We start from the raw sequence: 25,570 nt of genomic DNA on the forward strand, positions 1-25,570 counted from the left end.
TATTGAGTCAGCTCAGGCAAGGGTTGAGGGTTTTAACTTTGACGCAAGAAAACACCTTTTAGATTATGACGACGTTTTAAACAAGCAAAGAGTAAAAATTTACAAAGAACGAGATAAAATCTTAGAGACAAGCGATAAAAATCAGGAGAAAAACATTTTTGAAATTGTTAAAAATCGAATTGAAAAAATTATTAACTTTCATACAAGGAAAGAAGTCGTGAAAGATTGGGGCAGAAAGGAAATTTTAGAGGAAATGAATAGTATTTTTCCGTCGTCTGATAATTTTAAAGAAAAAATAGAAAATGCAAAAAAGAAAGAAGAAATTAAAGAATATTTTTTAGATTTTGCGAGAAAGATGCTTGAAGAAAAAAAGAAAGAACTTGGAGACGAATTTTCAAAAGTCGTAAAAGTTCTTGAGTTGAGAACAATAGATATTTTATGGATGGAACATTTAGAAACCATGGAGTCATTAAGAGACAGCGTAAAACTTCGCGCCTATGGCCAGCAAGATCCTTTAGTAGTTTACAGAATCGAAGGATCTAAACTATTTCAGAGTCTTTTTGATATTTTTGAACAAAAAATTACAGACACTATATTTAAAGTAAGCATTGTAAAAGAACCTCAGCAACAAGAATTAGCAGAAAAAAAACCAAAAATAAATTTGCTTGCCAAGACGCAAGAAAGAAAAGAGGAAAAGCCAGAAGTATTTTCTAAGAAAGCTGGAAGAAACGATCCTTGTCCTTGCGGTTCTGGTAAAAAATATAAAAAATGCTGCTACCCAAAGTATGGATAACTCTTTACTTTTTCTTTAAAATAATATTAAAGTTAGAATAAAGGATAAAGGTATTTCTTCTATTACAAGGAGGCAGAAAATGGAGGAAGATCTTTTTTCAAAAAAGATAGGACGTCTTCAGTTTTACTTTCGAAAAAACGGCTCTGAGGTCCAGATATATAAAATATTCTTAAATAGGGAATGCAAGATAAAAAACATTAGGGAATTTCCTTATGAAGAGGAAATTGAAGAAGCAAGAAGAGAAGCATATAAGCACTTTGGACTAAGAGCGTCTCGGAGGAGGCAAAGAAGATAGCCCCGCAGTGAATTTAAGTAGCTGCGGGTTGCTTATTTTTATAATATATTGTATAATATAATTCGGTTATTTAAAAACTAGTTCTTCCGACAGGAAAAGAGGTGGTTGTTTTGGAGAATAAGAAAAGAAAGAAAAAGAAAACAAGACTTGAGTCTTGTCCATCTTGTGGTCAGGACCTTACGAGCACAAACCCCACGATTTACTGTCCGAGCTGTGGGCTTGACCTCTTGGGATTTATGCCTTCAGACCGCGAAATAGTAGTCGTGGCAAGAGTTAAGGGCGTAAAGAATCCCATTGAAGTGCTTGTTAGTCAAAAACAAGCACTGGCTCTGGGGTCGGGTGCAGAAGAGCATGCCAGCTTAAGGCGGTCTGTTTTTCATCAGGTTAGTGCAAAAATTCGTCGCGACTATAAAGCAGAGATTTTTGTCAACGACGAAAACTGCACACTTGAGGTTAAGGATCCCGAACCCATATTCAAAAAGGACCCACCAAGGCGTTGGCAGAATCAGCTAGAGTTGATTCCCGAAGAGAAGTCACCCCCAGATCCTCAGTTGAATCTGTTTTAAGGAGGAGTTCAAGTGAAGCGCGATGCGAAATCGCGCTTCTGCTTTTTTTATGGACGGATTTTTTGTAAAATTAAATAATTATGGCAGAAAAAGTAAGGGCTCATATTTTTGTAAATGGTTTTGTTCAGGGCGTTTTCTTTCGTCAAAATACTCTAAAAAGAGCCAAGAAGATTGGAGTTTTTGGCTTTGTAAGAAATCTTCCAGATGGCAGGGTAGAGGCAGTTTTTGAGGGAGATAAAGATAGGGTTGAAAAAATGGTTGAATGGATGAGAGAAGGACCAGAGAATGCGAGCGTTAATAATCAAGAATTCAAATGGGAAGAATATAAAGAAGAGTTTGAGGAGTTTGAAATTCATTATTAGTCGAATTATGAATTAAGAATAACGAATAAAGCCTAATTTATACTTTTTATGATTCAAAATTCTAATTTTGTTGAAATCGATGGTTCTTATGGTGAAGGGGGAGGGCAAATTTTAAGAACAGCTCTTTCGCTATCAGTAGTTTTAAAGAAACCTTGTTTTATTTTTAATATTAGAAAAAATCGTGAAAATCCCGGGCTCGCATTACAGCATTTAGTTGGTATTCAGGCGCTTTCCGAACTTTATAATGCAAAATTAGAAGGAGACGAAATTGGGTCTGGAGAAATAATTTTTGAACCAAATGAAATATTCAGAACAGATATTGAGATTAAAATTGAAACCGCAGCAAGTATTACCTTAATTTTGCAAATGCTTCTCTTACCGGCTTTATTATCCGGCAAGAAGATTAAAATTAAGTTCAAGGGCGGGGCGACTGATACATTTTTTTCTCCTAAAATTGATTATTTTCGTTATGTTTTTTTGCCAATGCTCGAGAAAATAATATCTTCTTTACCTGGCAATAATAATGGCAAACTTGAAGTTGAAATATCAAGGCGTGGTTTTTATCCTAAGGGAGAAGCTGAAGTTGAAAATTATATTTCTCCAATTAACTTTTCTCAAAAAGTAAAAGAATTTAATTTAACAAAAAGAGGAGAGTTAAAAAAAATATTAATAATTTCAGGAGCTTCTGAAATTTTAAAAGAAAAAAAAGTCGCAGAGAGACAGTTGAGTGGAACGCACCAGACCCCTTTGTTTTATAAAAAAGCCCATTTGCCAATTGAAACAAAGATTGAATACTATGATTCTCCTTTAGCTGGGAGCCAGGTGACTATTGTCGGCCAATTTGAAAATACCTTTATCGGAACAAGTATTTTAGGAAAGCCAGAAAAAAGTAGCGAAGAAGTTGGTAAAGAAGCAGCAATGGAATTTTTAGAGGAAACAAAAGGGGAAAATACTTTAGATTCTCATCTTTCCGATCAGATTTTGCCTTACATTGCGCTTTTTACAAAATCCGCTAAAATAAAAACATCAAAAGTCACAGAGCACTTAAGGACAAATATTTGGGTAATTGAAAAATTTATTAAAGGAAAATTTAAAACAAAGGATAATATAATTAGTTGGAATAATAATGTGCGGAATTTTTAAAAATCTTAATTGGCAAGCCATTGGTGCAATTGGTACTTTTGCTACAGCTTTGGCAGCTTTTATTGCTATAGAGGGGGATATTTTGCTCAAAAGGGGCGAGAGGAAGAGAGAATTCTCGAAAGAGGTAATATTCCCTTTATGGACGGATATAGAAAGAATAAAAAATAAAATTCAGGAAGAATGTTTTGTTGATAAATGGGATTGGCAAGATGAAATTGATAAGAAATACGCTTACCTTACTTATGATCCTATTTTTAGGAAGATTAAAAAGAAAATTAATAGATTTCATTATGGTGCATTGTCTAAAGGACAGCGTTTAAAAAACGATAAAAACAATTACGATCAAATTGTTAAAATCGTAAGAAGTAAAATAAGCGAAAACGAAGATCTAAAAGATGAAATTGGTGAACCTATAGAAAAAATTAGAGTAGGTTTATTGATAGGCGACGAGAAGGTAGAGATAAGTTTTTTTCGCTTAATATATGAGGGTGGATATAAAAATGGCACTGTGAAAGTCGCGACAATTAAAAATGTTAAAGACAAAGAAAAAGATAAAAAAAATAAACAACAGAATCGTAAAGTGAAATCCGGTGATTGGAATTTTGAAAATAAAGAAGGTGAATTAATTTCGGTAAAAGATAAAAATAAATGCATGAACGAGATAAGAAATAATATTGAAAAAGAACTTCAAAAGAAAGAAAATAAAGGAATTATAAACTACATTAACCAGTGTCAAAAAATCTTTGAAGAAGGTGATAAATTAATAGAAAGGTTTAAAAATTTTAAAATAAATTAAAATTTATGTTAGATAAACTAAAACAATTAAAAGAGCTTAAAAAGATGCAAGATGAGCTTGCAAAAGAAATGGTAGAGGTTGAAAAACAGGGGACTAAAGTTGTAATTAACGGCAAAATGGAGATTGAAGAAATTGTTTTAAACTCGGAGTTGCAAAAAGAAGAACAAGAAAAGATTTTAAAGGACTGTATTAATGAAGCAATGAATAAAATGAAAATTAAAATGGCCCAGAGAATGCAGCAGATGCCAGGCATGGGATTTTAAAGGTCGTTTTTTAAAAAAATTAGAAAAATGAGAAGTGAAATAGAAAATAAAATAGGACTTGTAATAATATTAATAGTGGTTATTATAGCCGGAACTTCAGTTTTTACTGGTTTTAGGAGCGCTTGGGGCGAGCAAGAAAAAACCATTAATAAACTTGAAGAGCAAATAGTGGAACTTCAGAAAAATAAATAATTTATTATAATTATGTCTTTTAACAATAGGGGGTGGAATCTTTTTGATTCCACGTCAAAAGAGCCTTTTAGATTAAGTCGTACAAAGATAGATCTTTTTTTGGAATGCCCAAGATGTTTTTATTTAGATAGGAAATTAGGCGTTAAAAGGCCTGGCATGCCGGCCTTTTCTTTAAACTCTGCCGTTGATTGCTTGTTGAAAAAAGAATTTGATCTCCTGCGTAAAAAAGGAGAGTCGCACGAGCTTATGAAAAAATATGGAATTGACGCAGTTCCATATAATCATCCGGACTTACCCGAATGGAGGGATGATTTTTATAAATATATTGGAGCTTGCGTTTTGCACGAAAAAACTAATTTTGAAGTTTGTGGTATTGTTGATGATATTTGGGCAAATGAAAAAGAAGAATTGTTTATTGTCGATTATAAATCAACAAGCACAAAAAAAGAGATTTCTCTTGATGATGAATATAAGGAGGGCTACAAAAAACAGATGGAAGTTTATCAGTGGATTTTTAGACAAAAGGGCTTTAAAGTATCTAATATTGGATATTTTGTTTTTGCCAATGCTACAAAAAACAGATCTAAGTTTGACGGAAAGCTTGAATTTAAATCAACAATTATAAGTTATAAGGGAAATGATTTCTGGATCGAAAGAACTCTGATAGATGCTAAGAAATGTTTGATGGCAAGCGAAATTCCAGATTCTTCCCCAACTTGTGAGCATTGCGCTTATACAGAAAATAGAAAGGAGGCAGAAAGATAAGTGCGTTATTAAAATATTAAGCCAGTCTGATAAAAATGGCAGAAGAAGCAAAATTTAAAATTGAAATTCCCGAAGAAGAGATGGTTTTTGATTTTTTTCGATCTTCTGGTCCTGGAGGGCAAAATGTAAATAAAGTTTCAACTGGCGTAAGAATTCGTTGGGCCGTTAATAAGAGCAAGCTTCTAAACGAAGACCAGAGAGAGAAGATTATTAAGAAATATCCAAATAAAATTACAAAAGAAGGAGATTTTGTTCTTGAATCAGAAGAAACAAGATCGCAATCAAGAAATAAAGAAATTGTAATTGAAAGACTTCATAGTTTGATAAATGAAGCCTTAAAGCTAGAAAAAGAAAGAAAAAAAATAAAGCCAAAAAGGAGTTTAATTGAAAAACGATTGAAAGAGAAGAGAGAAATATCTGAGAGAAAAAAGAGAAGGGCAAAAGTTAAAATAGAAGATTTTGATGTATGAATCAAAAACCGATTATTTTTTTGGTTCTATTTTTGATTTCTATTATTTTTCTGATTTTTTTCTATTTTTTAAATAAAGAAAAAAGAGAATCAGAAAATTTTATTAATAATACAACGCCTACGATTAATGTTCCGGAATTTACTCCCACTATCGAGACTGGACCAACCGAGTCAAGGTAAAAGGTTTATAATTTTACTCTTTCTGGCCTAAATTTTTCAGAGAGAGTTTAAAAAATGGAGAATAATAAAGATTTTAAAATTAAAATATTAATAGTAGGACCGTTACTCACGAACTGTTATTTATTATCTTCTAGGAACGAAGCAATGGTTATTGATCCTGACGGGGAAGTAGAGAATATTTTTAAAGAGATTAAAAAAGAAAATATAAAAGTGAGATATATTGTAAATACTCATTTTCATCCAGATCATATTTTAGAGAACAAATCATTAAAAAGAAAAACAGGGGCTAAAATTTTAATACACGAAAAAGAAAAAGATTTTATAAGTTTTCATCCTGATAAATTTTTAAAAGGAGGGGATAAGATAAAATTCGGCGATGTTTCCTTTTTGGTTATAGATACACCAGGCCATACAAAAGGAAGTCTTTCCCTTTTTGGCAACGGTTTTTTATTTACGGGAGATTTATTATTTGCAGATGGTATTGGCAGAACAGACCTTCTGGGGGGAAATGAGAAAGAAATAAAAAAATCACTTAATAAGATATCAAAATTTTTAAAGGCAGGAATAAATGTTTGTCCAGGGCATGGTGATATTTTTAAAGTAAGCAAAAGCGGGCTTGACATGAACTCTTTTTTAAAGAATTGAAATTTTAAAATAAAGACTTGGGTAGTTTTTTGTTTGGCAGAAGTACAATAAAAATGGTAAAATAATCCTACCAATTGTAAAAATTATGGACATAATTAAAAAATTAGAAGAATTAGAAACAAAAGGAAGGGGCGGGGCTGATTTTCCAACAGCTCTTAAATGGAAAATGGTAAAAGATGAAATAGCAGATAAGAAATTTGTTATTTGTAATGCCTCAGAAAGTGAACCGGGCGTTTATAAGGATGGTTTTATATTGGAAAATTATCCAGAAGAGGTAATTAAAGGCATAAAACTGGCAATGGAAACAATGTCAGAGAATAGCTCGGGATATATTTATTTAAGAAAGGATTATTATAAAAAATTTAAAGAAAAATTAGAAAGTTTAATAGATGGTTTACCAATTAAGGTTTTTGAAAAAACTGGAGGGTATCTTTGTGGAGAAGAGAGTGTTTTACTCGAATCAATAGAGGGTAGGAGGGAAGAGCCAAGATTAAAACCTCCATTTCCAACTCAAAAAGGACTTTTTGGCTATCCAACTCTTGTTAATAACGTTGAAACTTTTTATTATGTTGCGAAAATTGCGGAAAACGATTATGAGAAAAATAGATTTTATTCAATAGCGTGGGCAGCTATTCCTTTGGGCGTTATTAATAGAGAACCAATAAGACAAAAAGTTTTTGAACTCCCGATAGATTGGTCTATTTCGCATGTTTTAGAAAGTACAGACAATTTTCCAAAGTTTGATTTCTTCTTGCAAGTTGGTGGTGGAGCTTCTGGCAAAATATTTGCAAAAGAAGATTTAAAAGAAAAAGCTTGTGGCAATGGAGGGATTATTATTTACAATAAAGAAGAAACAGACTTTTATGCATTAATGAAAGAATGGATTTCTTTTTTTATGAAAGAAAATTGCGATAAATGCGTTCCTTGTCGTGAGGGTTTGTATAGAATTTATGAAATGCTTGAGATAAATAAAATTGATAAGAATATTTTAAAGGATATAATTTTTACTTTAGAAAAAACTAGTTTTTGTGGCCTTGGTAAGGGAGTTTCACAAGTTTTGAAAACTTTTTCAGATAAAATTTTAAATATTTAATATGGCAAAAGAGATAGAAATAATTATTGATAATAAGAGATTAAGAGCTAAGGAAGGGGAGACTATTCTTGAAGTAGCAAAAAGAAACGGAATTAATATTCCCGCACTTTGTTATCATCCTGATCTTAAAATTAAAGCAAACTGCAGAATGTGTCTTGTAGGAATTAAGGGATTTAAAGGCCTTCATACATCTTGTTCCACAAAGGCTAAAGAAGGAATGGAAATTATTACTGATTCTTTTGAGATTAAAAAAGCAAGAAAAATTAATTTAGAGCTGATATTTACTCAGCATAGAGAAGAATGTTCTGATTGCGTTTGGGAAAATAATTGTAATCTTTTAGAGTTGGCAAAGGAATATAAAATTAAAATCACAAAATTTAAAGACAGAAAATCAAAATTTCCGATAGAAGTTGCAGGACCAATTGAATTTGACTGGACAAAGTGCATGGATTGTAAGAATTGTGTTGAAATGTGCAAAAAGCAAGGTGTTGGATTTTTAGAAACAGAAGAGAAAGATGGTTTCTTTCAAATTACAACTTCAAAAGATCAAAATAAAGATTGCGTTTATTGCGGACAATGTATTGTTCATTGTCCAGTAGGGGCGATTGAAAGTACTGGGGAATTTGAGCAAATCGAAGACCCTCTTAAAGCAGAAGATAAGGTAGTTGTAGTACAAATTGCTCCCTCTATAAGAACAAGCATTGGAGAGGAATTTGGTTTGCCTTATGGTAAGCCAATTACTGAAAAAATAGCAGCGGGCTTAAGAAAATTAGGTTTTAATAAGGTTTTTGATGTTTCTGTCGGCGCCGACATTACAACAGTTGAAGAAGCAAAAGAACTAACAGAAAGAATAAAAAATCAAGAAATTTTACCGATGATGACTTCTTGTTGCCCTGCCTGGGTGAAGTTTGTTGAATTTTATTATCCAGAATTTATTCCGAATTTAACAACTGTAAGATCGCCTCATATTATTTTAGGAGGGTTGATAAAAACTTATTTTGCAGAAAAGGAAAAAATTGATCCCAAGAATATAATAGTTGTTTCTATTATGCCATGTACTGCAAAAAAGTATGAAGTTAAAAGAGAGGAACTAAAAATAAATGGTCTTTATCCTGTGGACTTTGTTTTAACAACTAGGGAATTAGCAAGACTTTTTAAAGAAAAGAAAATTAATCTTAAAAATATAAAACCAGAAAAACTTGACAATCCTTTGGGCTTAGCTTCTGGAGCAGGCGTTATTTATGGAGCTTCTGGTGGCGTTATGGAGTCAGCTTTAAGGACAGCGATAGTTGATATTTTTGGCAAAAAATCTTGTAAGATTGAATTTAAAGAAGCAAGAGGTATGCGGGGAGTAAAAAGAGGAGAGGTTAATATTGATGATAAAAAAATAAGGCTTGCTGTAGTAAATGGACTTTTAAATGCAAAAAAAATTTTAGAAGAGCTAAAAGAAAATCCTTCTCTTTATCATTATATTGAAATTATGGCATGTCCTGGCGGTTGTATCGGGGGAGGGGGGCAGCCCTTGCCAACTTCGCCTGAAATAAGAAAAAAAAGAGCGGAAGGGCTTTATAAAGTTGATAATGAAGCAAAGTTAAGAATGGCTCATGAAAATCCAATCGTAAAAGAAATCTATCAAGGATACTTAAATAAGGAAGAAAGAGTTCACCACATTTGTCATACAAAATTTTCAAGAAAAAAAAGAGAAAACTAAAAGGTCGTAATATTTTGTTTAAAATTTTTTATGAAAATTACAAAGGAATTAATTATTAATAGGACAGAAACAATTAAAAAATTTGCTGTTTTTTCAACATTACTTGGTATTGCTGTTTTGTTGCCAGCCCTAATCCATTCACAGGCAATTACAGGACCAATTGTGAATGCAACTCTATTTTTAGCAACATTTTTATTCTCACCACATATTGCAATTTTAATTGGTCTTTTGCCGAGCTTGGTAGCATTAGCAACTGGACTTTTACCAGCACCTCTTGCGCCAATGATTCCTTTTATAATGATAGGAAACACCATTTTGATATTAGTTTTTTATTATCTTAAAAAGAAAAATTTTTGGTTAGGCGTCACATTAGCTTCTTTGCTGAAATTTTTATTTTTATTCAGCACAAGCTCACTTGTAATTGGACTATTACTAAAAAAAGAACTTGCAAAGAATGTTGCTTTAATGATGAATTGGCCGCAGCTTATTACTGCTCTTTTTGGTGGTGTTATTGCTTATTTTGTTTTAAAGATCAGAGGCAAAAAATAATTCATTTATGATTTTTATAGAGTTTTTGCAAGCCTTTATACTGCCAAGTGTTTTTATATTTGTGTTATTTATAACAGGACTAATTTTGATTTTTGCAAAAAAGAAAAAACCTGGCCTTGTATTATTAATTATAAGTATTTCATTTTACTATTTTTTTTCTATTACTCCTGTTTCTAATTTAATTTTAATGCCGCTTGAAAGACAATATAATTATCCTTCTCACGAAGAAATAGAAAAAACAAATATAATTGTTGTATTATCTGGTGGAGTTAAAAACAAAAACTTATCCCTACCTAGTGTTTTTGGAGATAGTACTCTTTTTAGATTGAACGAGGCTTTTAAAATATATTCTATTAAAGAAGACAAACCCCATATTATAGTTTCTGGCACTAGTCCTATTAATAAATATTCAAAAGAAGCTTTATTTGGAGCAAGTTTTTTAGAACTATATGGCGTTCCAAAGGAAAAAGTTTCTTTTGAACTTTTTTCTGCTGATACTTTTGAACACGCAGAAGAGTTAGAAAAGACAATAGGCGAAAAAGAGTTTATGCTAGTAACCTCTGCTTACCATCTGCCAAGAGCAGTTGAAACATTCAGAAAGGCGGGTTTAAATCCGATTCCTGTGCCAGCAGATTATCAAATGGGAGGCGATTTTGTTCTTTTAGATTTTATTCCTCAGCCACACAATTTAAGAAAATCAAACCTTGCTTTTCATGAATATTTTGGAATTTTGTATTATAGGTTATTTAAATAGTTTTGAAGTTTGAAATTTATTATTTAAAGCCTTAGAATTATACAACATGAATAATTTTCTTTTAGTTTTTTTAATAAGTATTAGTATTCTAGTGGTTTTATTTTTTCTGTTTTTGTTTGGGAAAAAGATAAGGAAAAGAAGAGTCCAGAAAAGATCATTAGATTATGTTTTATTTTCCGTAAGCCTACCGCAAAAGACTCCCCAAGAGGTTCAAGAATCTCAAAAACAAGAAAAGCAGTGGATAGCTTTAATGGAAGATTTTTTTACTGCGTTAACCGGTCTTAAAAAGGGGGGTGTTTTTGAACCGCGAGCTTGGATTTGTTTAGAAATTGCAAAAGTTAAAAAAGAAATTAATTTTTATATTTCTTCCCCAGCTGGATATAGTGATTTTATAGAAAAGCAGATAAACGGAGTTTATCCCGATGCCCAGATTGAAAAGATAAAAGATTTTAATATTTTTGCTCCAGACGAGATAGCAGCAGCTTCTTACTTGTCTTTAGACAAGGCAAGTTATTTACCGATAAAGACTTATTCCCTTTTTGAAGTAGATCCTTTGGCAACCCTAACCAATGTTTTAACAAAGCTTAACGAAGATGAAGAAGGTGTAATCCAGATTGTTTTGAGGAAATCTTCAAAAAGATGGAGAAAAAAAATGAGAAAAGTTGCAAGAAATATGGCAAAGGGCAAAGGATTTTCACAGGCTGCTGCTTCTGTTGGTACTTTGCATTCTGCAGGAGAGTTTGTGTTGTCAAAAGACGATCAAAAAGAGAAAGAAGAAGAAATGATGCAGCAAAGACCCCTAGAAGAAGAATTATTTAAATCAATTCAGAGTAAAGCAAATAAAGACTGCTTTGAAACAAATATTAGAATTATAGTTTCTTGTAAAGATAAATCCAAAAGCGATAATGTTATCTCGCAAATAGAAAATGTTTTTGATCAATACTCGGCCCCACTTTTAAATGAGTTTAATTACGTGAGAACCGGTGGAGCGATTTTTAAAAAGCTTATTTATAATTTTAGTTTTCGTCTTTTTGACCCTGCTCATAAAATAATATTTAGCACAGAAGAAATAACTAGCCTTTTTCACTTAACGACGCCATTTGTCAAAACGCCAACAATGAAAATTGTTGAATCAAAAACTTCGCCAGCTCCCCAAAATTTACCGGAAGAAGGTCTTTTATTGGGGCACAATCTTTATAGAGGAATTGATACTAAAATCAGAATAAAAAATAATGACAGAAGAAGGCACATGTATATTATTGGACAGACAGGGACTGGAAAAACTGCCTTTATTGAAAATTTAATCACTCAAGATATTCAAAACGGAGAGGGCGTTGGTGTTTTAGATCCCCATGGAGATTTAATAGAAAAAGTTTTAGGAAAAGTTCCAAGAGGAAGATTAGAAGACGTCATCGTTTTTGATCCCGGCAGACTTGATAGAGTGATTGGTCTTAATTTTTTAGATTATGATCCGCAATATCCAGAGCAAAAAACATTTATTGTAAATGAGCTTATAAATATTTTTGATAAGCTTTATGATTTAAAACAAACAGGTGGGCCCATATTTGAACAGTATACAAGAAATGCCCTTTTGCTCTTAATGGACGATCCAAACGAAAAATATACTTTAATGGAAGTGCCAAAAGTCTTGGCTGATAAAGAATTTAGGCATTACCTTCTTTCTAAATGTAAAAATGTTGTAGTAAGAGATTTTTGGGAAAAGGAAGCAGAAAAAGCAGGGGGGGAAGCTTCTTTACAAAATATTGTCCCTTATATTACAAGTAAGTTCAGTACGTTTATTGCAAATGATTATATGAGGCCAATTATCGGGCAGAAGGAAACAACACTTAATTTTAGAGAGATAATAGACAAAAAGAAAATTCTTTTAGTGAACCTTACAAAAGGAAGACTTGGAGAGATAAATGCTGCCTTGCTTGGACTTATTATAAACGGGAAAATAGCTATGGCAGCTTTTTCAAGGGTCGATATGCCAGAAGAAGAAAGGCAAGACTTCTTTTTGTATATGGATGAGTTTCAGAATTTTTGTACAGAGAGCGTCGCTACAATTTTATCTGAAGCAAGAAAATATCGTTTGAGTTTAATAATAGCCCATCAGTTTATTGGGCAACTGCCAGACCCTATAAGAGATGCTGTTTTTGGGAACATTGGAACTATTATGTCTTTAAGAGTGGGTCCTGCTGACGCTGAGTTTTTGATTAAAGAGTTTGAACCTAACTTTACTGTCCATGACTTAATTCATCTTGACAATTATAATTTTTATGTCAAAATTATAACAGAAGGTAAAGTTTCATTACCTTTTAATATGATATCTTATCCTCCTGAAGTTTCAGATCCGCAAAAATCAAGAGAAATCAAGGAATTTTCTTATCAGAAATACGGGAGAATGAGGGAAATTATTGAAAAAGAGATTGAACAGAGGAGAGGTAAGTTATAAATTTTATAAAATTTTAGAATATGGAATTTGAAGATCCAACAAAAATGTCACAGGAAGAATTAGATAACCGTCTTAAGGCAATAAAAAATCCAAAAGAGCAGGATAATCTTACTAGAATGAGAGATTTCTCAGAGAAACTGAAAGTGGGGGGAGAATTAGAGTTTGAAGACGGTAAGTACGTTATTAAAAGAATTGAAGAAGAAAAATTTTTTTTCGATAAATTAGATTCAAAACCAAATAAAAAAACTGGCGAAGCTGATTTGATAATAGATGGAAGGGAGCAGCTCTGGCATAAATGTGAAAAGGTAAGATTAGCAGCGGTTGAAGCTAGAAAAAAAAATAAAAAAACTCCCGAAAGAAAGCCAAACAAAGAACCATCTAAGGGGAAAGAAAAAGTAACTCCTCAAGAAAAAAAAGAAGAAAATAAGGATGAAATTCCTCCGGGTACTTTTGATGGAAAAGATGAAATCCCTTCCTTTCCAGAAAATCTAGATGATGAATTTAATGAATATATACCCGAACGTTTCTTAGAATTTCTTAAAGGTTTCCGCGAGAGAGAAGGAGTTGATCTTTTCGAAATATTAGATGAAATTGTAGATAAAATGAGTCAAGAGCAAGAGCAAGAGCAAGAGCAAGAACATAGAGAATCTTATTATTCTTTAGATAATCCAGAGACAATCTTAGATCGAGATATAATAAATAGATGTAACGATTTTTTACAAGGAAGAAGTTTAAGATTAAAAGATAATGCAGCTCGAGAATATTTATTAAAAAGTGGCTTAATATCTGATGGTAGTTCTATTAAAGAGGGTCTCGCGATTAAAGAGCTTGAAGAAAATCATGGTGGTATGGATAAGATAGAGGATGATGAAACAAAAAGTAGAATAGAAGGAATAGAAAATCTTCAAAATATTGTAGAAAGTCAAGGTGGTTCAATCGGGCTAGCTGAAAGATATTTACTTTTACATGAACTTCAGGAGGCCAGAGAAGAGTTGGAGAGAAAAATAGGAGAGAAAAAAATAAAAGATGAATATGTAGATGTTTTTACAGAACAGGCGGAGATAAGAAGTATAATAGAACTTCAACACGGGATAGTTTCAAAAACAGAAGAGGGTGGTGAAAATATTTACGGCCAGGCAAGAAAAGATGCAGAAAGGGAAATTGGCAGAGATATAGATGATTATATTTGGAAGCAGGGCTTGGATAGAGAAGTTGGGACAGATATAGTTACAAGATCATTAGACCAATCCGAGAAACAAATTAAGAAAAGGATGGGGGAGGCAAGGCTTACGGAAAGCGAAAATAAAGCATTAGCAGATATTTTATATAGAATAGATGAGTTAAGAACTAATATTGAAAATGGTGATTCGTGGGAAGGCATGAGAGAAAATGTTGAATATCTTAGAGAAAATTATCCAGATTTGAAAATTTGTCAGGAGATTAATAGAGTTATCCAGGTAGAGAAAAGGCAGTATAAAAAAGGTGGTTTTGAGGAATTTGAAGAAGAGAGATATCAGAAAGTTATAAAGAAAGCTGATGATATTTTCGGGGAGAAAATAAAAGAGAAAATAGGAAGTTTTGAAAACACGAAAGGAGGAATTGAGAAAATTTATGAAGATATTAAAAATAGAAAAATAGATAAGCTTGTTGCAGATAAGGAAAAAGGTGAACTTGGTCTAGACAAAGAACCAAAGAGCGAAGAAGATATTGAAAAAATGCTTCCAGAGACAGTTTCAAAATTGACAAACGGTCAAATTAATCCTGAGCAAACAAAAGAGATACAAAAAGATCTTAAAAAAAGAGGTTTTAGCGAGAAGGGTGAAGGATTTTTGAAATACTTCTTTCTTTTTCTTATTTCTATATTATATGTTGCTACAGGACTTTTGATGGCTGGTGGCAGAGGATTGGAAAGATTGGGTGGTAAGAAACATAAAAAATAAAAAATATGGCTGATGCTTTTTTAGAAAAAAATACAATAATTAAATTTATAGGGATGCTGAGGATAGACGAGAATAGAAAAAAAACATTATTAGAAAAATTACCTTCTTTTACGGACGAGGAAAAAGTATTTTTATGGAAAACATTATTGGATATTTATAGACTTGATAAAGAGAAAAAAGACGAAATAAGAAAAGTTAAAAAATATCTATAAAATTAAAATATGCAAGACGAAAGAAAATTTAAAGAATCTTTTGAAGAAAAATTTCCAACAGAAAAAAAAATTGAGACATCAGAAGAAGTAGAGCAGAAACCAGAGAGGGAAGAAGAGAAAATAGTTGAAAAGTCAGAAGAAAAAGAAAGAATTGTTCCTACTGTGGAAGTTTTAAAAACAGCGACTACAACTCCATTAGCAATACAGAAAAGAAATTTGACAGATGAGGAGGAAGAGAAGATTAACTCTTTAGTTAATCTTACAATTAAAAATCCTAATATAGAAAAGGGTCTTGAAGAGGCGAACAAGGTATTAAATAGCGAAGTTCAGAGATTTAAAAAACAAGGTAAAGAATATGCTTATCTTATTGATGAATTTCACGATAGATTAGTTTTGGAATTTCAAAAACGCGCAAGAAAATTTGAAAGCTAATTATATTGACAATATTTACCAGTGTGTTATAATAAGATATGCTCCATTGATAAAAACGTTTGTGGAAAATAATACCTCCTAAAATTTTTCTACAAAAACGGAAATCAGGGCGCCATGGAACTCCATGTTTTCTCTAATTTCTATCAATGGAGCTTAAAGAGATCAGCCATTTTTGGCTGTTTTCTTTTTAATTAACTAACTTTAAATCAGCAGTTATTTTATCTATTTTTTCTTCAGGAGCCGGTCCTATGCCTATACATGTTTTTGTTCCTTTTGGTATTTGTGTTAGCCCCGCGTCTTCAACAATAGCAGTGGGTAAGTTCTCTGCGATTGCTTTTTGGTAAAGAGAGAATAATTCTTCTAAATTTCCACACCATAAAACTATTTTTTTCTGGCCCTCCCTTTCCCATTCTTCTTTATATTCGCTTTTGTTCAAAGACATAATAGCCGCATGCGCTACTTGGGAGGCAAGTTTCCCCTTTTTAAGGTTGAGATCTTTTCTTATAATTATCGCCTGTTTTTGGGACATATTTTCTTTATTTTCTGAATTCTATCACAATTATACGTTTTGGCAAAGGTTCAAAAAAATGGTAAAATAAATAGGTAAAAAATTTATGCTTATTGAATTTATTGATCAACACTATAAAGATAAATATAGCGAGAGAAATCAGGAACATTTTTATATTACAGACTCTGGAAAATGTCCCCGCGCAGTTTATTTTTCAATGAAGGGTTATAAAAAGAAAGAAAAAGAAGCCCGTGCCCTTAGGATTTTTGATAGGGGAGATATAATACACCAGAGGATAATGAGTGTTCTTTTGGCTATTCCTGAAGTAAGGGTAGTCTCTTCGGAAATCGATATACCCTCAAAGGAGCTTTTTCATGGCAGAGCAGACGCTGTTATATCGGTAAATAATAAGCTTTATGTTGTTGAGATAAAAAGTTCAGGTGAGTTTAAATTTAGAAAATTAGCAGAACCTGAAGATGCTCATAAAAAACAAATTCAGCTTTATATGCATTATTTTAAAATTCCTCAAGGCATTGTTATTTACGAGAATAAAAATACTCAAGAGATGAAAGAGTTTGATTTAAAATACGATCAAAAATTCTGCAAAAAAATTATAAGTGACTTTGAAGAATTGAAGTATCAAATAGAAAACGAAATAATACCGCCGATTCCTCTTGACTTAAAGGAAAAAAGAGAATCAGCAGAAAATAGAAAAGGAGGTTTTCCTTGGGAATGTGAATATTGTGATTTTAAAGACGAATGTGATAAAATAGAAAAAAAAGAGAAAAAGTAAAATAATTATGGATTATATCGATAAAGATGTTCTAAGAAAAATTTATAAAAAACGTCCACCAAAAAGCCATAAATATGATTTTGGTTATCTACTTGTAATAGGAGGTTCAAAACTTTATAGTGGCTCTCCCGCCCTTTCAGCTCTTGCTGCTTTAAGAACGGGCGTTGATTTGACTTTAATAGTGGCACCAAAGAGAGCAGCTGATATAATTGCTTCTTTTTCTCCAAACCTCATTGCCGTTGCTTTAAAGGGAGGAGATTTAGGAGAAGAGCACTTGCCAGAATTATTTTCTCTTACCGAGAGCGCAAAGAAAGTATCCAACAAAAATACGGCATGTATTATTGGAGGAGGCGCTGGAAGAGATGAAATGACAGAAAAAGCTGTTATTAATTACTTATCTAAAATTGATATACCAGCAGTTGTTGATGCTGATGCAATTTGGGCGATTTCAAAAAATAAAGAAATTTTAAAAGGTAAAAATTTTGTTTTGACGCCCCATGCATATGAATTTTATATTTTAACAGGAGTCGAAATTTGGAAAATGGGAGAAAAAGAGCAAATAGAAGAGGTTAAAAAAGTAGCAGGAGAATTGGGCGTAACAATACTTCTTAAAGGAATGCAGGATATAATTTCAGATGGCAATAAGGTTTTTTTAAATAAAACTGGCTGTCCTGAAATGACTGTAGGAGGAACGGGGGACACACTATCTGGAATTTGTGGTTGCTTTTTGTCTCAGGGCATAAATCCAATTTTGGCAGCAAGTGCCGCAGCTTATATTAATGGAGTGGCTGGTGAAGCAGCAAAAGAAAAAAGAGGGGCTGGACTTTTACCCACCGATCTTATAAGGGAAATTCCCAATGTAATAAAATAATGCGGAAAGAAAATATATATTTAGTAGTGGTTATTATAGTTGCGATAACCGGAGGGGTTATTTTTTTTATTAATGGAAGGACTTTTCTTGAAGCCCAAAAGAAAAATTATCAAGAAGAAATTATAAATTGTCTTCTTTCAAAAAAAATTAAGTTATATATAGCATCTAGTTGTAGTTTTTGTGAGGAGCAAAAAGAGATTTTTGGAGAGTACTTTGATAAGATGGATGTTGTAAATTGCAACAGGGGAAATGACTGGTCTGAGGCTTGTCGCAAAGAAGAGATCAACTCTGTTCCTACATGGGCCTTTTCTAAGAATCTTAGAATGCAAAAAGATAAAATTTTATCTTGCGAAGAATGCAAAAAAGAATCAGAAGGAATAAATTGTTATAATAATTGTTATACAGAGTCAAAAGATGGCAGGTTTTTACGTATTTCTGGATTTCTAACTCTTGATAATTTAAGCGAAATATTTAATTGCCAATCCAATTAGTTTTATTTGCATTAATAATAAATTTTTAGCTATAATAAAAAATGGATTCACAAAAAATAAAAGTTTATTCAACTCCCACTTGTGCTTATTGTTTTGCATTAAAAGACTTTTTAAAAGAAAACGATATTAATTTTGAGGAAATAGATATCGCGGTGGATAGCGATAAGAGGGAAGAGATGATAAAGAAATCAGGACAAATGCAGGTTCCCGTGGTTGATATCAACGGCGAAATTGTTATAGGTTTTGATAAAGAAAAAATAAAAAACTTATTAAATTTAAAATAAAAAAATGGCAAAAATAGCTATAAATGGTTTTGGTAGAATAGGAAGGCAAGTTTTTAAAATATTATTAGAGAAATATCCAAATCTTTCCATTGTTGCTATAAATGATTTAACTGATACAAAAACACTTGCCCATCTTTTAAATTATGATTCTTTGTATGGGATGTATACAAAAAGGGCAAGCGGAAAGAATGATGAACTTTTAATAAATGGTTATAGGTTTAAAGTTTACACAAAGAAAGATCCTTCAAAGATTCCATGGAAAGAAGCAGGAGCAGAAATTATTCTTGAATGTACGGGTTTCTTTACTGATTATAATAACGCAAAAAAGCATATTGAAGGAGGAGCAAAGAAAGTAATAATCTCAGCCCCTTCAAAATCTAAAGAAATTCCCATGTTTATTCTTGGGGTCAACGAAGAAAAATATAATCCAAAAAAAGATAATATTATTTCTAATGCTTCTTGTACGACAAATTGTCTTGCACCAGTTGTAAAAGTTTTAAACGAAAATTTTAAAATCGAAGAAGGATTTATGACCACAACTCATTCTTATACGAATGATCAGAAAATTTTAGATTTGCCACATAAGGACTTAAGAAGAGCAAGAGCCGCAGCTCTTTCTATTATTCCTACAACAACTGGAGCTGCAAAATCTATTTCAAAGGTAATTCCAAGCCTAGAAGGTAAATTAGATGGTATTGCTTTAAGAATACCAACACCGACAGTTTCGATTGTGGATTTTATTTGCAGGGTTAAGAATCCTCCTAAAAGCGCAGAAGAAGTAAATTATATTTTCAAGCAAGCAACAAAAGAAAAAAGATTGCAGGGTATTTTAGGAATCGAGGATGCAGAATTAGTTTCTGTTGACTATAAAGGCAATTCATTTTCTGCCGTAGTTGATGCTAACCTGACAATGGTAAATAAGAGTTTAATTAAAATTGTTGTTTGGTATGATAACGAATGGGGTTATTCTACAAGATTAGCAGATATAACAAATTATATAGCAGAAAAATTATAGAAATTATAATAATTAACAACAAAAAAGCGATTTTTTAAAATCGCTTTTTTGTTAATTCTTCCCTAAATAGAATATGGCAGAACAGCCATTTCCCTTGCTTTTTTAATCGCTTTTTTTAAGCTTCTTTGATGCTTACTGCAAGTTCCAGTTTTTCTTTTTGATTTTATTTTTCCGGATGCAGATATGTATCTTGAAAGAAGCTTTCCGTTTTTCCAATCAATTTCTTTAATATTTCTTTGACAAAAATAACATCCCATATTTCTAATTTATAAAATTATGTGAAATTTTAATTATAAAGGTAAATCCTTTACGTCAATTTCTTCTTCTATTGTTGGTATATTTTCTTGGTTTTCTTCCTTTTGAGCTGGTTTTTTCTGTTGTATATTTTGTTCTCCCTGTTGCATTCTTGGTCCCATTTGTAAGTTTTCTCCTATAATTTCTGTTTTGTATTTCTTCATACCATCTTTATCTTCCCAGGATCTTGTTTGCAACCTTCCTTCAATTAATACCATTGCTCCCTGTTTTAAATACTGCTGGGCTATATCTGCTATTTTTCCAAAAAGAACCACATTGTGAAATTCTGTTTGTTCTTGTTTTTCTTTATTCTTGTTGTAGAAGATACGATTAGTAGCTATCCCAAAATTTGCCACAGTATCTCCCGAAGGGAGACTTCTTGCTTGCGGATCTTGGGTTAAGCGACCCAGAATAAAAACTTTATTTAAGTTCATGTTTATTTAAGAATTTCTTCTAGCTTTTTATCTAAGTCTTCTATTTTGACCTTTTTCTTTTTTTCTTTTTTAATTTGAGGAGTTGTTTCTTCAGGTCTTGTTCTTCTTTCTTTTGTGATTTTCATTTTCTTTTTTTCAAGGATGATTCTTAGAATTTTATTATTTTTTTCAATATTTTTTTTAATTTCTATGATATTTTCTTTTTCCAATGAAAAGAAAAAGATTCCCAAAAATCCCTCAGTTTTTTTCTTAATAGGGTAGGCAAATCTTTTTTTCTCGATAAATTTGTCTTCTATTTTTCCTCCAAGCTTTGTAATTTGATTTTCTATCTCTTTTAATAGACTATTTTTTTCATCTCCCGTTAAGTCTGGTGTAAGAAATGATAATTCGTAATGGTTCATAATAAAAATTGTTTTTTTTAAATAGCTTCTTTTATATCTTAAATTCAATTATATCTCCGTTCTCAACAATATAATCCTTCCCTTTTGTTTTTAAAAGGCCCTTTTCTTTTGCTTTCTGCCACGAACTATAATTTTCGAAATCTTCAAATTTTAAAACTTCTGCACTAATAAATTTTTCTTTAAAATCGCTATGAACTTTCTCTGCTGCTTCAATAATACTACTATTTTTTTTAAGCTCAATTGCCCTTGCTTCTTTATCGCCTTTTATAGTGTAAAAAGTGATTAAATCTAAATCATTGTAGCAGGTAAGAACGATATCGTCAAGATTAGATTTAATTCCCAACTCTTCTTTCTCTTCTTCTTTTAAATCCAATAATTCTTCTTCTGTTTTTAAATCCAGAAACAAATAGGGTTTAAATTTTTTAATTAATTCATTATTTTTCTTTGTTTTTCCATTAAAAAGATAAATTATTGGTTTTGAAGAAATGATATTTTTTCTTTTTGCAAACTCTTCTATTTTTAACCCTTCTTCTTTGCTATATTTTTCAATTTCGTTAAAAATCCACCCCCCTTTTTTTATGATTTCGATTATTTTTTCTGCGACTTCAATATCTTTTTCTTCCTCCCTCTCCTTTTTTTCTTTCAGAAAATCATAAAGAATTCTTTCGTCTCTTTTTAAAATTTCATTTTTGATAATTTTTATATCTCTTTCGGGATCAGGGGAATCAGAGAGTTGATATTGGGGTTCTTTCTTTTTTGGGAAGTCTTTTTCGCCAACTATTGAGAAATTTTTTATTACCTCAAGCAAGATATCTGCTTCATTGATATTAGATAGAAATTGATTACCCAATCCTTCTCCTTTATGCGCTCCCTTTACAAGACCGGCGATATCTATAAATTCGATCATTGGAGGGGTTATTTTTTCGGGCCTTATTGCTCTTTTTATTATTTCCAGTTTTTTGTCTTTCATTGCAACTATTCCATGATTTGGATCTATTGTTGTAAAAGGATAATCACCCACAGGAACGGCTATTTTTGTAAGGGCCTTGAAAAGAGTAGATTTTCCTACATTTGGTAATCCAATAATACCAACCGAAAACATAAATTTTACTTCAAAAACAAGTTTTAATATCTAAGTTTTTTATATCTCGATAACAACGGGCAAAACCATTGGTCTTCTTTTTGTTTTTTTGAATAAAAAATCTCCAAGTTCTTCTCTTATTCTATTTTTCACAAATGTGAAATTTGTCGGATGGGGAGATTTTGTAATTCCCTCAACAAGGGTTATAATTCTTCTTCTGGTTTCGCGCAATAGATCTTTTGATTCTCTAAGATATACAAAACCACGGGATATAATGTCGGGGCTTTGTTTTACCTCTCCAGTTTTTGAATCTACAATTACAACAATAACAAACATACCGTCTTGTGCCATAAGCTGTCTATCGCGCAAAACAACCTCTCCTACGTCTCCTATTCCAAGACCATCTACCATTACATAGTTTGCAGGTACACTCTTTTTAAGTATCTTGATATTATTTTTTGAAAGTTCTATTACCTGTCCGTTTTGAGCTATAATAATATTGTTTTCTGGGATTCCAACAGATGTTGCGAGTTCTTTGTGCACGTCCAGCATATAATGGCTACCGTGAATCGGCATAAAAAATTTAGGCCGCACAAGGCTAATCATCGTTTTTAGTTCTTCTTTTTGAGCATGTCCTCCTGTGTGGATATCCATCATTTGATAATGAAATATTTTAGCCCCTTGCCATGAGAGCTTATCTTTTAGTTCTTGGACAGACCTTTCATTCCCCGGCACCACAGAAGAAGAAAGTATTACAGAATCTCCCTTTTTAACCGAAAGAAATTGATGATCTTTGTGTGCGATCTTCATCAGAGAAGCGTCTCCTTCTCCTTGTGACCCTGTGCAGATAATTATAATTCTATTATCTGGATATCTTTTTATTTCTTTAGACGATATAATTGTGTCTTTTTTTATTTTCAGATAACCGAGATTAATTGCGATTTCTACATTTGCTTTCATTGAATACCCGTCTATAAGAACTTTTCTGCCCAGTTTTTCGGCAAGATTTATTATTTCTTGAACTCTTGAAAGTAGCGAGGCGAAAGTTGCAACAATTATCCTGCCCTTGCTTTTTTCAAATATTGTTTCAAGGTTTTCTTGAATGTTTTTTTCAGAAAGGCTGTGCCCTGGGATTTCTGCGTTTGTTGAATCAGACATTAAAAGCAAAATTCCCTTGTCATTGCACAAAGTTGCAATTTTTGATATATCGGCGGGTTTATCGGCTACTGGCGTATGATCAAATTTAAAATCACCCGTATGAACAATTTTTCCAACAGGAGTTTCTATCACAAGACCAATACAATCAGGTATATTGTGATTTTGGGGAAATGTTTTTATTGTAAATGGCGGTAGCAAAATTTTATCTTCTCTATTTACCTCTTTAATATTTAGTTTTGCTGTGTTTGGAAAATCTTCTTGCCTTTTCATTATGATTCCTTTTGTCAATGGTGTTGCAAAGAGTGGGGGATTGCCGATTCTATCTAGTGCGTAAGGCACAGCCCCAATATGATCATAGTGTCCATGAGTAAATATGACTCCAACAATATCTTTTCCTCTTTTTTGCAAGTAAGAAGTATTTGGAATGATGAAATCAATTCCAGGCATTTCGGTATCTGGGAATTGGAATCCCATGTCAACAATTAAAATTTTACCCTCGTATTCAAAAAGGGTCATGTTTTTTCCTATTTCTTCAAGTCCACCAAGCGGTATAATTTTTATTTTTTTCTCTTCCATAATTTTGAGCGAAGCGAGAAATTAATATCTCGACTCCAAATTTAATTTATTAAATTAATGTATTAGTTTTATGCCCAAGCAAATATTAATCACGAGCCTTTGTTTTTGGTGCGGGCAGGAGGATTTGAACCTCCACGAGATTTCTCTCACTAGGTCCTGAACCTAGTGCGTCTGCCATTCCGCCATGCCCGCATATTAGAAAAATAAAGTAGAAGTGTTCTATTTTTTCTTTGGAGATGGCGAAGGACTTTCTTTTAACTCCGTTTTTATTTCTTCTTTCTTTGGAGCTTTTTTAGGCACTCTTTTTGTTTTTATGTGCCATTTTCCAATATCTATAAATCTTTTTGAGGGGTTAACTATATACTTTCCATCAAATGCTTTTATTTGTTTTCTTATTGCAAAAAGAAAGTTCGGGCTATAAAGGAAAATGGCAGGAATATCTGTAGTAATTTTTTGTTGAGCGTCAGCTAAAACCTTTCTTCTTTTATTTGTGTCTTTTTGTTCCCTTGCTAATTCTAACAAAGAGTCTACTTTTTCATTTTTATATAAAGAAAGATTAAGACCCGGATATTTTATTTGGGAAGAGTGCCAGAAAGAATAAGGTTCTGGTGTCATCATTAAGCTATGTCCGAAAAGTAAAATACTATATTTTCTTTCTTTGATAACGGATTGAAGGAGGTCTTGCGGAGGATAGGTTTTAATATCAACGCTAATGCCTGCTTTTTTCCAACTATCCTTTATAAGTTCTGCAACAGCATTTAATTCTTTCTGTTCAACAGTATATATTGTGAACCTTAAGACCATGGTTTTGCTATTTATCGTTTTTTCTCTAAATCCGTTTTTATCAATATCTTTCCATCCATTTTTTTCTAGTAATCGTTGCGCTCTTCTGACATCATAGTTATAAATTGGATATTTTCCTTTTATTTTATTTTCTTTAAGGAAAGGAGCGTCTACTTTCCTTGCTTGACCATAAAAAACTTTTTCTATAATTTCTTCTTTTGGAGTTGCAAGAGCCATAGCCTCTCTTACTTCTCTTTGATTTAGGGGTGTTTTGCCTTGGTTTAGAAATAAAGCAAAATATCTAGGAGAGTATAAAGAGTATATTTTAAAAGTTTTTTCTAAATTCTTCTTTTCTTCTGGTGGTATTTCTCCGATGTTTGTTACTTTATTTTTTAAACTCAATGCATCTTCTTTAGTTTCTTTAAAAATAATTTCCATTTTTTGAATAAACGGTTTGCCGTTATGGTATTTTTCATTTGCACCAAGTATTATTTTCGTTATTTTTTCTCCTTCTTTTATAGTTTGTAGAACTTTAAAGGGCCCAGAATTTACTGATTTTTCCGGGATAAAAGAGAATAATTCCTGTGGATTAACTTCTTGGAAAATATGCTTTGGAATTATTTTTAAATTAAAGTTTTCAACAAAAGAAGGATAAGTTTTATCAAGAGAAAATTTTATATTTTTTTCGTCAATTTTTTCCATTTTTAATCCTTGGAAAGTTATCCTAAGAGGACTTTGAACTTCTGGATTTTGGATAGTTTCCATTGTAAATAAGACATCATCAGCAGTAATTTTTGTGCCGTCACTCCAGAAAATTTTATTTTTTAAAGTAAAGCTGTAAATTTTTCCATCAGGACTTATTGTATATTTTTCTACTAAATCATTTCCAAGATCACCATTTTTATCGTACTTTAAAAGACTAGCATAGATTAATTCTGAAATATCTTTATCTGCGTCATTTAAAGGGGCAAAAATAGGATTGAGGTTCTGCGGTTCTCCCACGATAACTTCTTTTATAGAACCACCTTCTTCTGCCACAACCTTGGTTTTTTCTATATAAGAGAATCTCCACCACAAGAATCCGGACAGAACAGTGGTTATAATTAAAGTCACAAATAAAATTTTCTCTGGTATAGATACTATTTTTAAGAAAGAGCGCCATTGTTTTTTTGATGGCCACTTCTTTTTATTTTCTTTCCATTTTTCTACAAAAAAGAATTTCTTAAAAAAATCCTTTAATATTTCTAAAAATTTATTCATATTATA

At 31.9% G+C, this 25,570-nt stretch carries 32 protein-coding genes and 1 tRNA gene; 25 read left to right on the forward strand and 8 right to left on the reverse strand.

Annotated elements, in window-relative coordinates; all coding sequences use genetic code 11:
• The 20 genes from PHI88_02275 to PHI88_02370 all read left to right on the forward strand — a co-directional run.
• The coding region (locus PHI88_02275) for an SEC-C metal-binding domain-containing protein (protein ID MDD5551958.1) at positions 1-793 on the forward strand (793 nt) is incomplete at its 5' end.
• Positions 794-872: 79 nt separating this feature from the next.
• On the forward strand, positions 873-1,088 hold the full coding sequence (locus PHI88_02280) for a hypothetical protein (protein ID MDD5551959.1): 216 nt from the start codon (positions 873-875) through the stop codon (positions 1,086-1,088).
• 110 nt (positions 1,089-1,198) lie between these two features.
• Positions 1,199-1,654, forward strand: a complete 456-nt coding sequence (locus tag PHI88_02285) for a hypothetical protein (protein ID MDD5551960.1) — start codon at positions 1,199-1,201, stop codon at positions 1,652-1,654.
• Positions 1,655-1,734: 80 nt separating this feature from the next.
• Positions 1,735-2,016 (forward strand): acylphosphatase, encoded by a 282-nt coding sequence (locus PHI88_02290; GenBank protein MDD5551961.1) that lies wholly within the window; start codon positions 1,735-1,737, stop codon positions 2,014-2,016.
• Between the two features lie 48 nt (positions 2,017-2,064).
• Positions 2,065-3,159, forward strand: a complete 1,095-nt coding sequence (gene rtcA, locus PHI88_02295; GenBank protein MDD5551962.1) for an RNA 3'-terminal phosphate cyclase — start codon at positions 2,065-2,067, stop codon at positions 3,157-3,159.
• Entirely contained in the window at positions 3,143-3,955 is an 813-nt protein-coding gene (locus tag PHI88_02300) for a hypothetical protein (GenBank protein MDD5551963.1), read from the forward strand. The genes rtcA and PHI88_02300 overlap by 17 nt, the downstream gene beginning before the upstream one ends.
• 5 nt (positions 3,956-3,960) lie before the next feature.
• A complete protein-coding gene (locus PHI88_02305) occupies positions 3,961-4,218 on the forward strand; it encodes a YbaB/EbfC family nucleoid-associated protein (protein ID MDD5551964.1) in 258 nt (85 codons plus the stop codon).
• 27 nt (positions 4,219-4,245) lie between these two features.
• The gene (locus PHI88_02310; GenBank protein MDD5551965.1) at positions 4,246-4,410 is read left to right on the forward strand and encodes a hypothetical protein; all 165 of its coding nucleotides are present in this window, start codon (positions 4,246-4,248) and stop codon (positions 4,408-4,410) included.
• A 12-nt stretch (positions 4,411-4,422) separates the two neighbouring features.
• The gene (locus tag PHI88_02315) at positions 4,423-5,175 is read left to right on the forward strand and encodes a PD-(D/E)XK nuclease family protein (protein ID MDD5551966.1); all 753 of its coding nucleotides are present in this window, start codon (positions 4,423-4,425) and stop codon (positions 5,173-5,175) included.
• Positions 5,176-5,210: 35 nt separating this feature from the next.
• Entirely contained in the window at positions 5,211-5,645 is a 435-nt protein-coding gene (arfB, locus tag PHI88_02320; protein MDD5551967.1) for an alternative ribosome rescue aminoacyl-tRNA hydrolase ArfB, read from the forward strand.
• On the forward strand, positions 5,642-5,824 hold the full coding sequence (locus tag PHI88_02325; GenBank protein MDD5551968.1) for a hypothetical protein: 183 nt from the start codon (positions 5,642-5,644) through the stop codon (positions 5,822-5,824). The genes arfB and PHI88_02325 overlap by 4 nt, the downstream gene beginning before the upstream one ends.
• Positions 5,825-5,878: 54 nt before the next feature.
• A complete protein-coding gene (locus PHI88_02330; GenBank protein ID MDD5551969.1) occupies positions 5,879-6,469 on the forward strand; it encodes an MBL fold metallo-hydrolase in 591 nt (196 codons plus the stop codon).
• Between the two features lie 85 nt (positions 6,470-6,554).
• Entirely contained in the window at positions 6,555-7,562 is a 1,008-nt protein-coding gene (locus tag PHI88_02335; protein MDD5551970.1) for an NADH-ubiquinone oxidoreductase-F iron-sulfur binding region domain-containing protein, read from the forward strand.
• Position 7,563: 1 nt separating this feature from the next.
• Positions 7,564-9,273 carry a [FeFe] hydrogenase, group A gene (locus PHI88_02340; GenBank protein MDD5551971.1) on the forward strand — a complete coding sequence of 570 codons (1,710 nt, stop codon included), beginning with the start codon at positions 7,564-7,566 and terminating at the stop codon, positions 9,271-9,273.
• A 30-nt stretch (positions 9,274-9,303) separates the two neighbouring features.
• The gene (locus PHI88_02345) at positions 9,304-9,822 is read left to right on the forward strand and encodes an iron hydrogenase (protein MDD5551972.1); all 519 of its coding nucleotides are present in this window, start codon (positions 9,304-9,306) and stop codon (positions 9,820-9,822) included.
• 7 nt (positions 9,823-9,829) lie between these two features.
• The gene (locus PHI88_02350) at positions 9,830-10,576 is read left to right on the forward strand and encodes an ElyC/SanA/YdcF family protein (GenBank protein MDD5551973.1); all 747 of its coding nucleotides are present in this window, start codon (positions 9,830-9,832) and stop codon (positions 10,574-10,576) included.
• Positions 10,577-10,622: 46 nt separating this feature from the next.
• Positions 10,623-13,031: a type IV secretion system DNA-binding domain-containing protein gene (locus tag PHI88_02355; GenBank protein ID MDD5551974.1), complete on the forward strand. Its 2,409-nt coding sequence runs from the start codon at positions 10,623-10,625 to the stop codon at positions 13,029-13,031.
• A gap of 20 nt (positions 13,032-13,051) precedes the next feature.
• A complete protein-coding gene (locus PHI88_02360) occupies positions 13,052-14,971 on the forward strand; it encodes a hypothetical protein (GenBank protein ID MDD5551975.1) in 1,920 nt (639 codons plus the stop codon).
• 5 nt (positions 14,972-14,976) lie between these two features.
• The gene (locus tag PHI88_02365) at positions 14,977-15,183 is read left to right on the forward strand and encodes a hypothetical protein (protein MDD5551976.1); all 207 of its coding nucleotides are present in this window, start codon (positions 14,977-14,979) and stop codon (positions 15,181-15,183) included.
• Between the two features lie 9 nt (positions 15,184-15,192).
• Positions 15,193-15,615 carry a hypothetical protein gene (locus tag PHI88_02370; GenBank protein ID MDD5551977.1) on the forward strand — a complete coding sequence of 141 codons (423 nt, stop codon included), beginning with the start codon at positions 15,193-15,195 and terminating at the stop codon, positions 15,613-15,615.
• A 187-nt stretch (positions 15,616-15,802) separates the two neighbouring features.
• Here PHI88_02370 and pth2 read toward each other — a convergent pair whose 3' ends face one another.
• Positions 15,803-16,144 carry a peptidyl-tRNA hydrolase Pth2 gene (gene pth2, locus PHI88_02375; GenBank protein MDD5551978.1) on the reverse strand — a complete coding sequence of 114 codons (342 nt, stop codon included), beginning with the start codon at positions 16,142-16,144 and terminating at the stop codon, positions 15,803-15,805.
• An 85-nt stretch (positions 16,145-16,229) separates the two neighbouring features.
• Here pth2 and PHI88_02380 point away from each other — a divergent pair, with 85 nt between their 5' ends.
• From PHI88_02380 to gap, 5 genes are read left to right on the forward strand one after another with little or no spacing between them, the layout of a single operon-like run.
• Positions 16,230-16,916 (forward strand): PD-(D/E)XK nuclease family protein, encoded by a 687-nt coding sequence (locus tag PHI88_02380; protein ID MDD5551979.1) that lies wholly within the window; start codon positions 16,230-16,232, stop codon positions 16,914-16,916.
• A gap of 7 nt (positions 16,917-16,923) precedes the next feature.
• Positions 16,924-17,787: an NAD(P)H-hydrate dehydratase gene (locus PHI88_02385; GenBank protein ID MDD5551980.1), complete on the forward strand. Its 864-nt coding sequence runs from the start codon at positions 16,924-16,926 to the stop codon at positions 17,785-17,787.
• The gene (locus PHI88_02390; protein MDD5551981.1) at positions 17,787-18,278 is read left to right on the forward strand and encodes a hypothetical protein; all 492 of its coding nucleotides are present in this window, start codon (positions 17,787-17,789) and stop codon (positions 18,276-18,278) included. The genes PHI88_02385 and PHI88_02390 overlap by 1 nt, the downstream gene beginning before the upstream one ends.
• A 41-nt stretch (positions 18,279-18,319) precedes the next feature.
• Positions 18,320-18,562: a glutaredoxin domain-containing protein gene (locus PHI88_02395; protein MDD5551982.1), complete on the forward strand. Its 243-nt coding sequence runs from the start codon at positions 18,320-18,322 to the stop codon at positions 18,560-18,562.
• A 4-nt stretch (positions 18,563-18,566) separates the two neighbouring features.
• Positions 18,567-19,577, forward strand: coding sequence for a type I glyceraldehyde-3-phosphate dehydrogenase (gene gap, locus PHI88_02400; GenBank protein ID MDD5551983.1), 1,011 nt, complete (start codon positions 18,567-18,569; stop codon positions 19,575-19,577).
• A 62-nt stretch (positions 19,578-19,639) separates the two neighbouring features.
• On the opposite strand, the gene rpsR is transcribed toward gap, so the two are convergent.
• The 7 genes from rpsR to PHI88_02435 form a co-directional block, all read right to left on the reverse strand.
• Positions 19,640-19,834, reverse strand: coding sequence for a 30S ribosomal protein S18 (rpsR, locus tag PHI88_02405; protein ID MDD5551984.1), 195 nt, complete (start codon positions 19,832-19,834; stop codon positions 19,640-19,642).
• A 33-nt stretch (positions 19,835-19,867) separates the two neighbouring features.
• Positions 19,868-20,305 (reverse strand): single-stranded DNA-binding protein, encoded by a 438-nt coding sequence (gene ssb, locus PHI88_02410; protein MDD5551985.1) that lies wholly within the window; start codon positions 20,303-20,305, stop codon positions 19,868-19,870.
• Between the two features lie 2 nt (positions 20,306-20,307).
• Positions 20,308-20,706 carry a 30S ribosomal protein S6 gene (gene rpsF, locus PHI88_02415; protein MDD5551986.1) on the reverse strand — a complete coding sequence of 133 codons (399 nt, stop codon included), beginning with the start codon at positions 20,704-20,706 and terminating at the stop codon, positions 20,308-20,310.
• 31 nt (positions 20,707-20,737) lie between these two features.
• A complete protein-coding gene (locus PHI88_02420; protein MDD5551987.1) occupies positions 20,738-21,808 on the reverse strand; it encodes a DUF933 domain-containing protein in 1,071 nt (356 codons plus the stop codon).
• A gap of 39 nt (positions 21,809-21,847) precedes the next feature.
• Positions 21,848-23,521, reverse strand: a complete 1,674-nt coding sequence (locus tag PHI88_02425) for a ribonuclease J (GenBank protein MDD5551988.1) — start codon at positions 23,519-23,521, stop codon at positions 21,848-21,850.
• Positions 23,522-23,627: 106 nt separating this feature from the next.
• Positions 23,628-23,713 (reverse strand) — tRNA-Leu (locus PHI88_02430).
• 27 nt (positions 23,714-23,740) lie between these two features.
• Positions 23,741-25,570 (reverse strand): ABC transporter substrate-binding protein (locus PHI88_02435; protein MDD5551989.1); only part of this gene is annotated, 1,830 nt, incomplete at its 5' end.

It is taken from the genome of Candidatus Paceibacterota bacterium (assembly GCA_028716825.1).
Taxonomy (GTDB): domain Bacteria; phylum Patescibacteriota; class Minisyncoccia; order Minisyncoccales.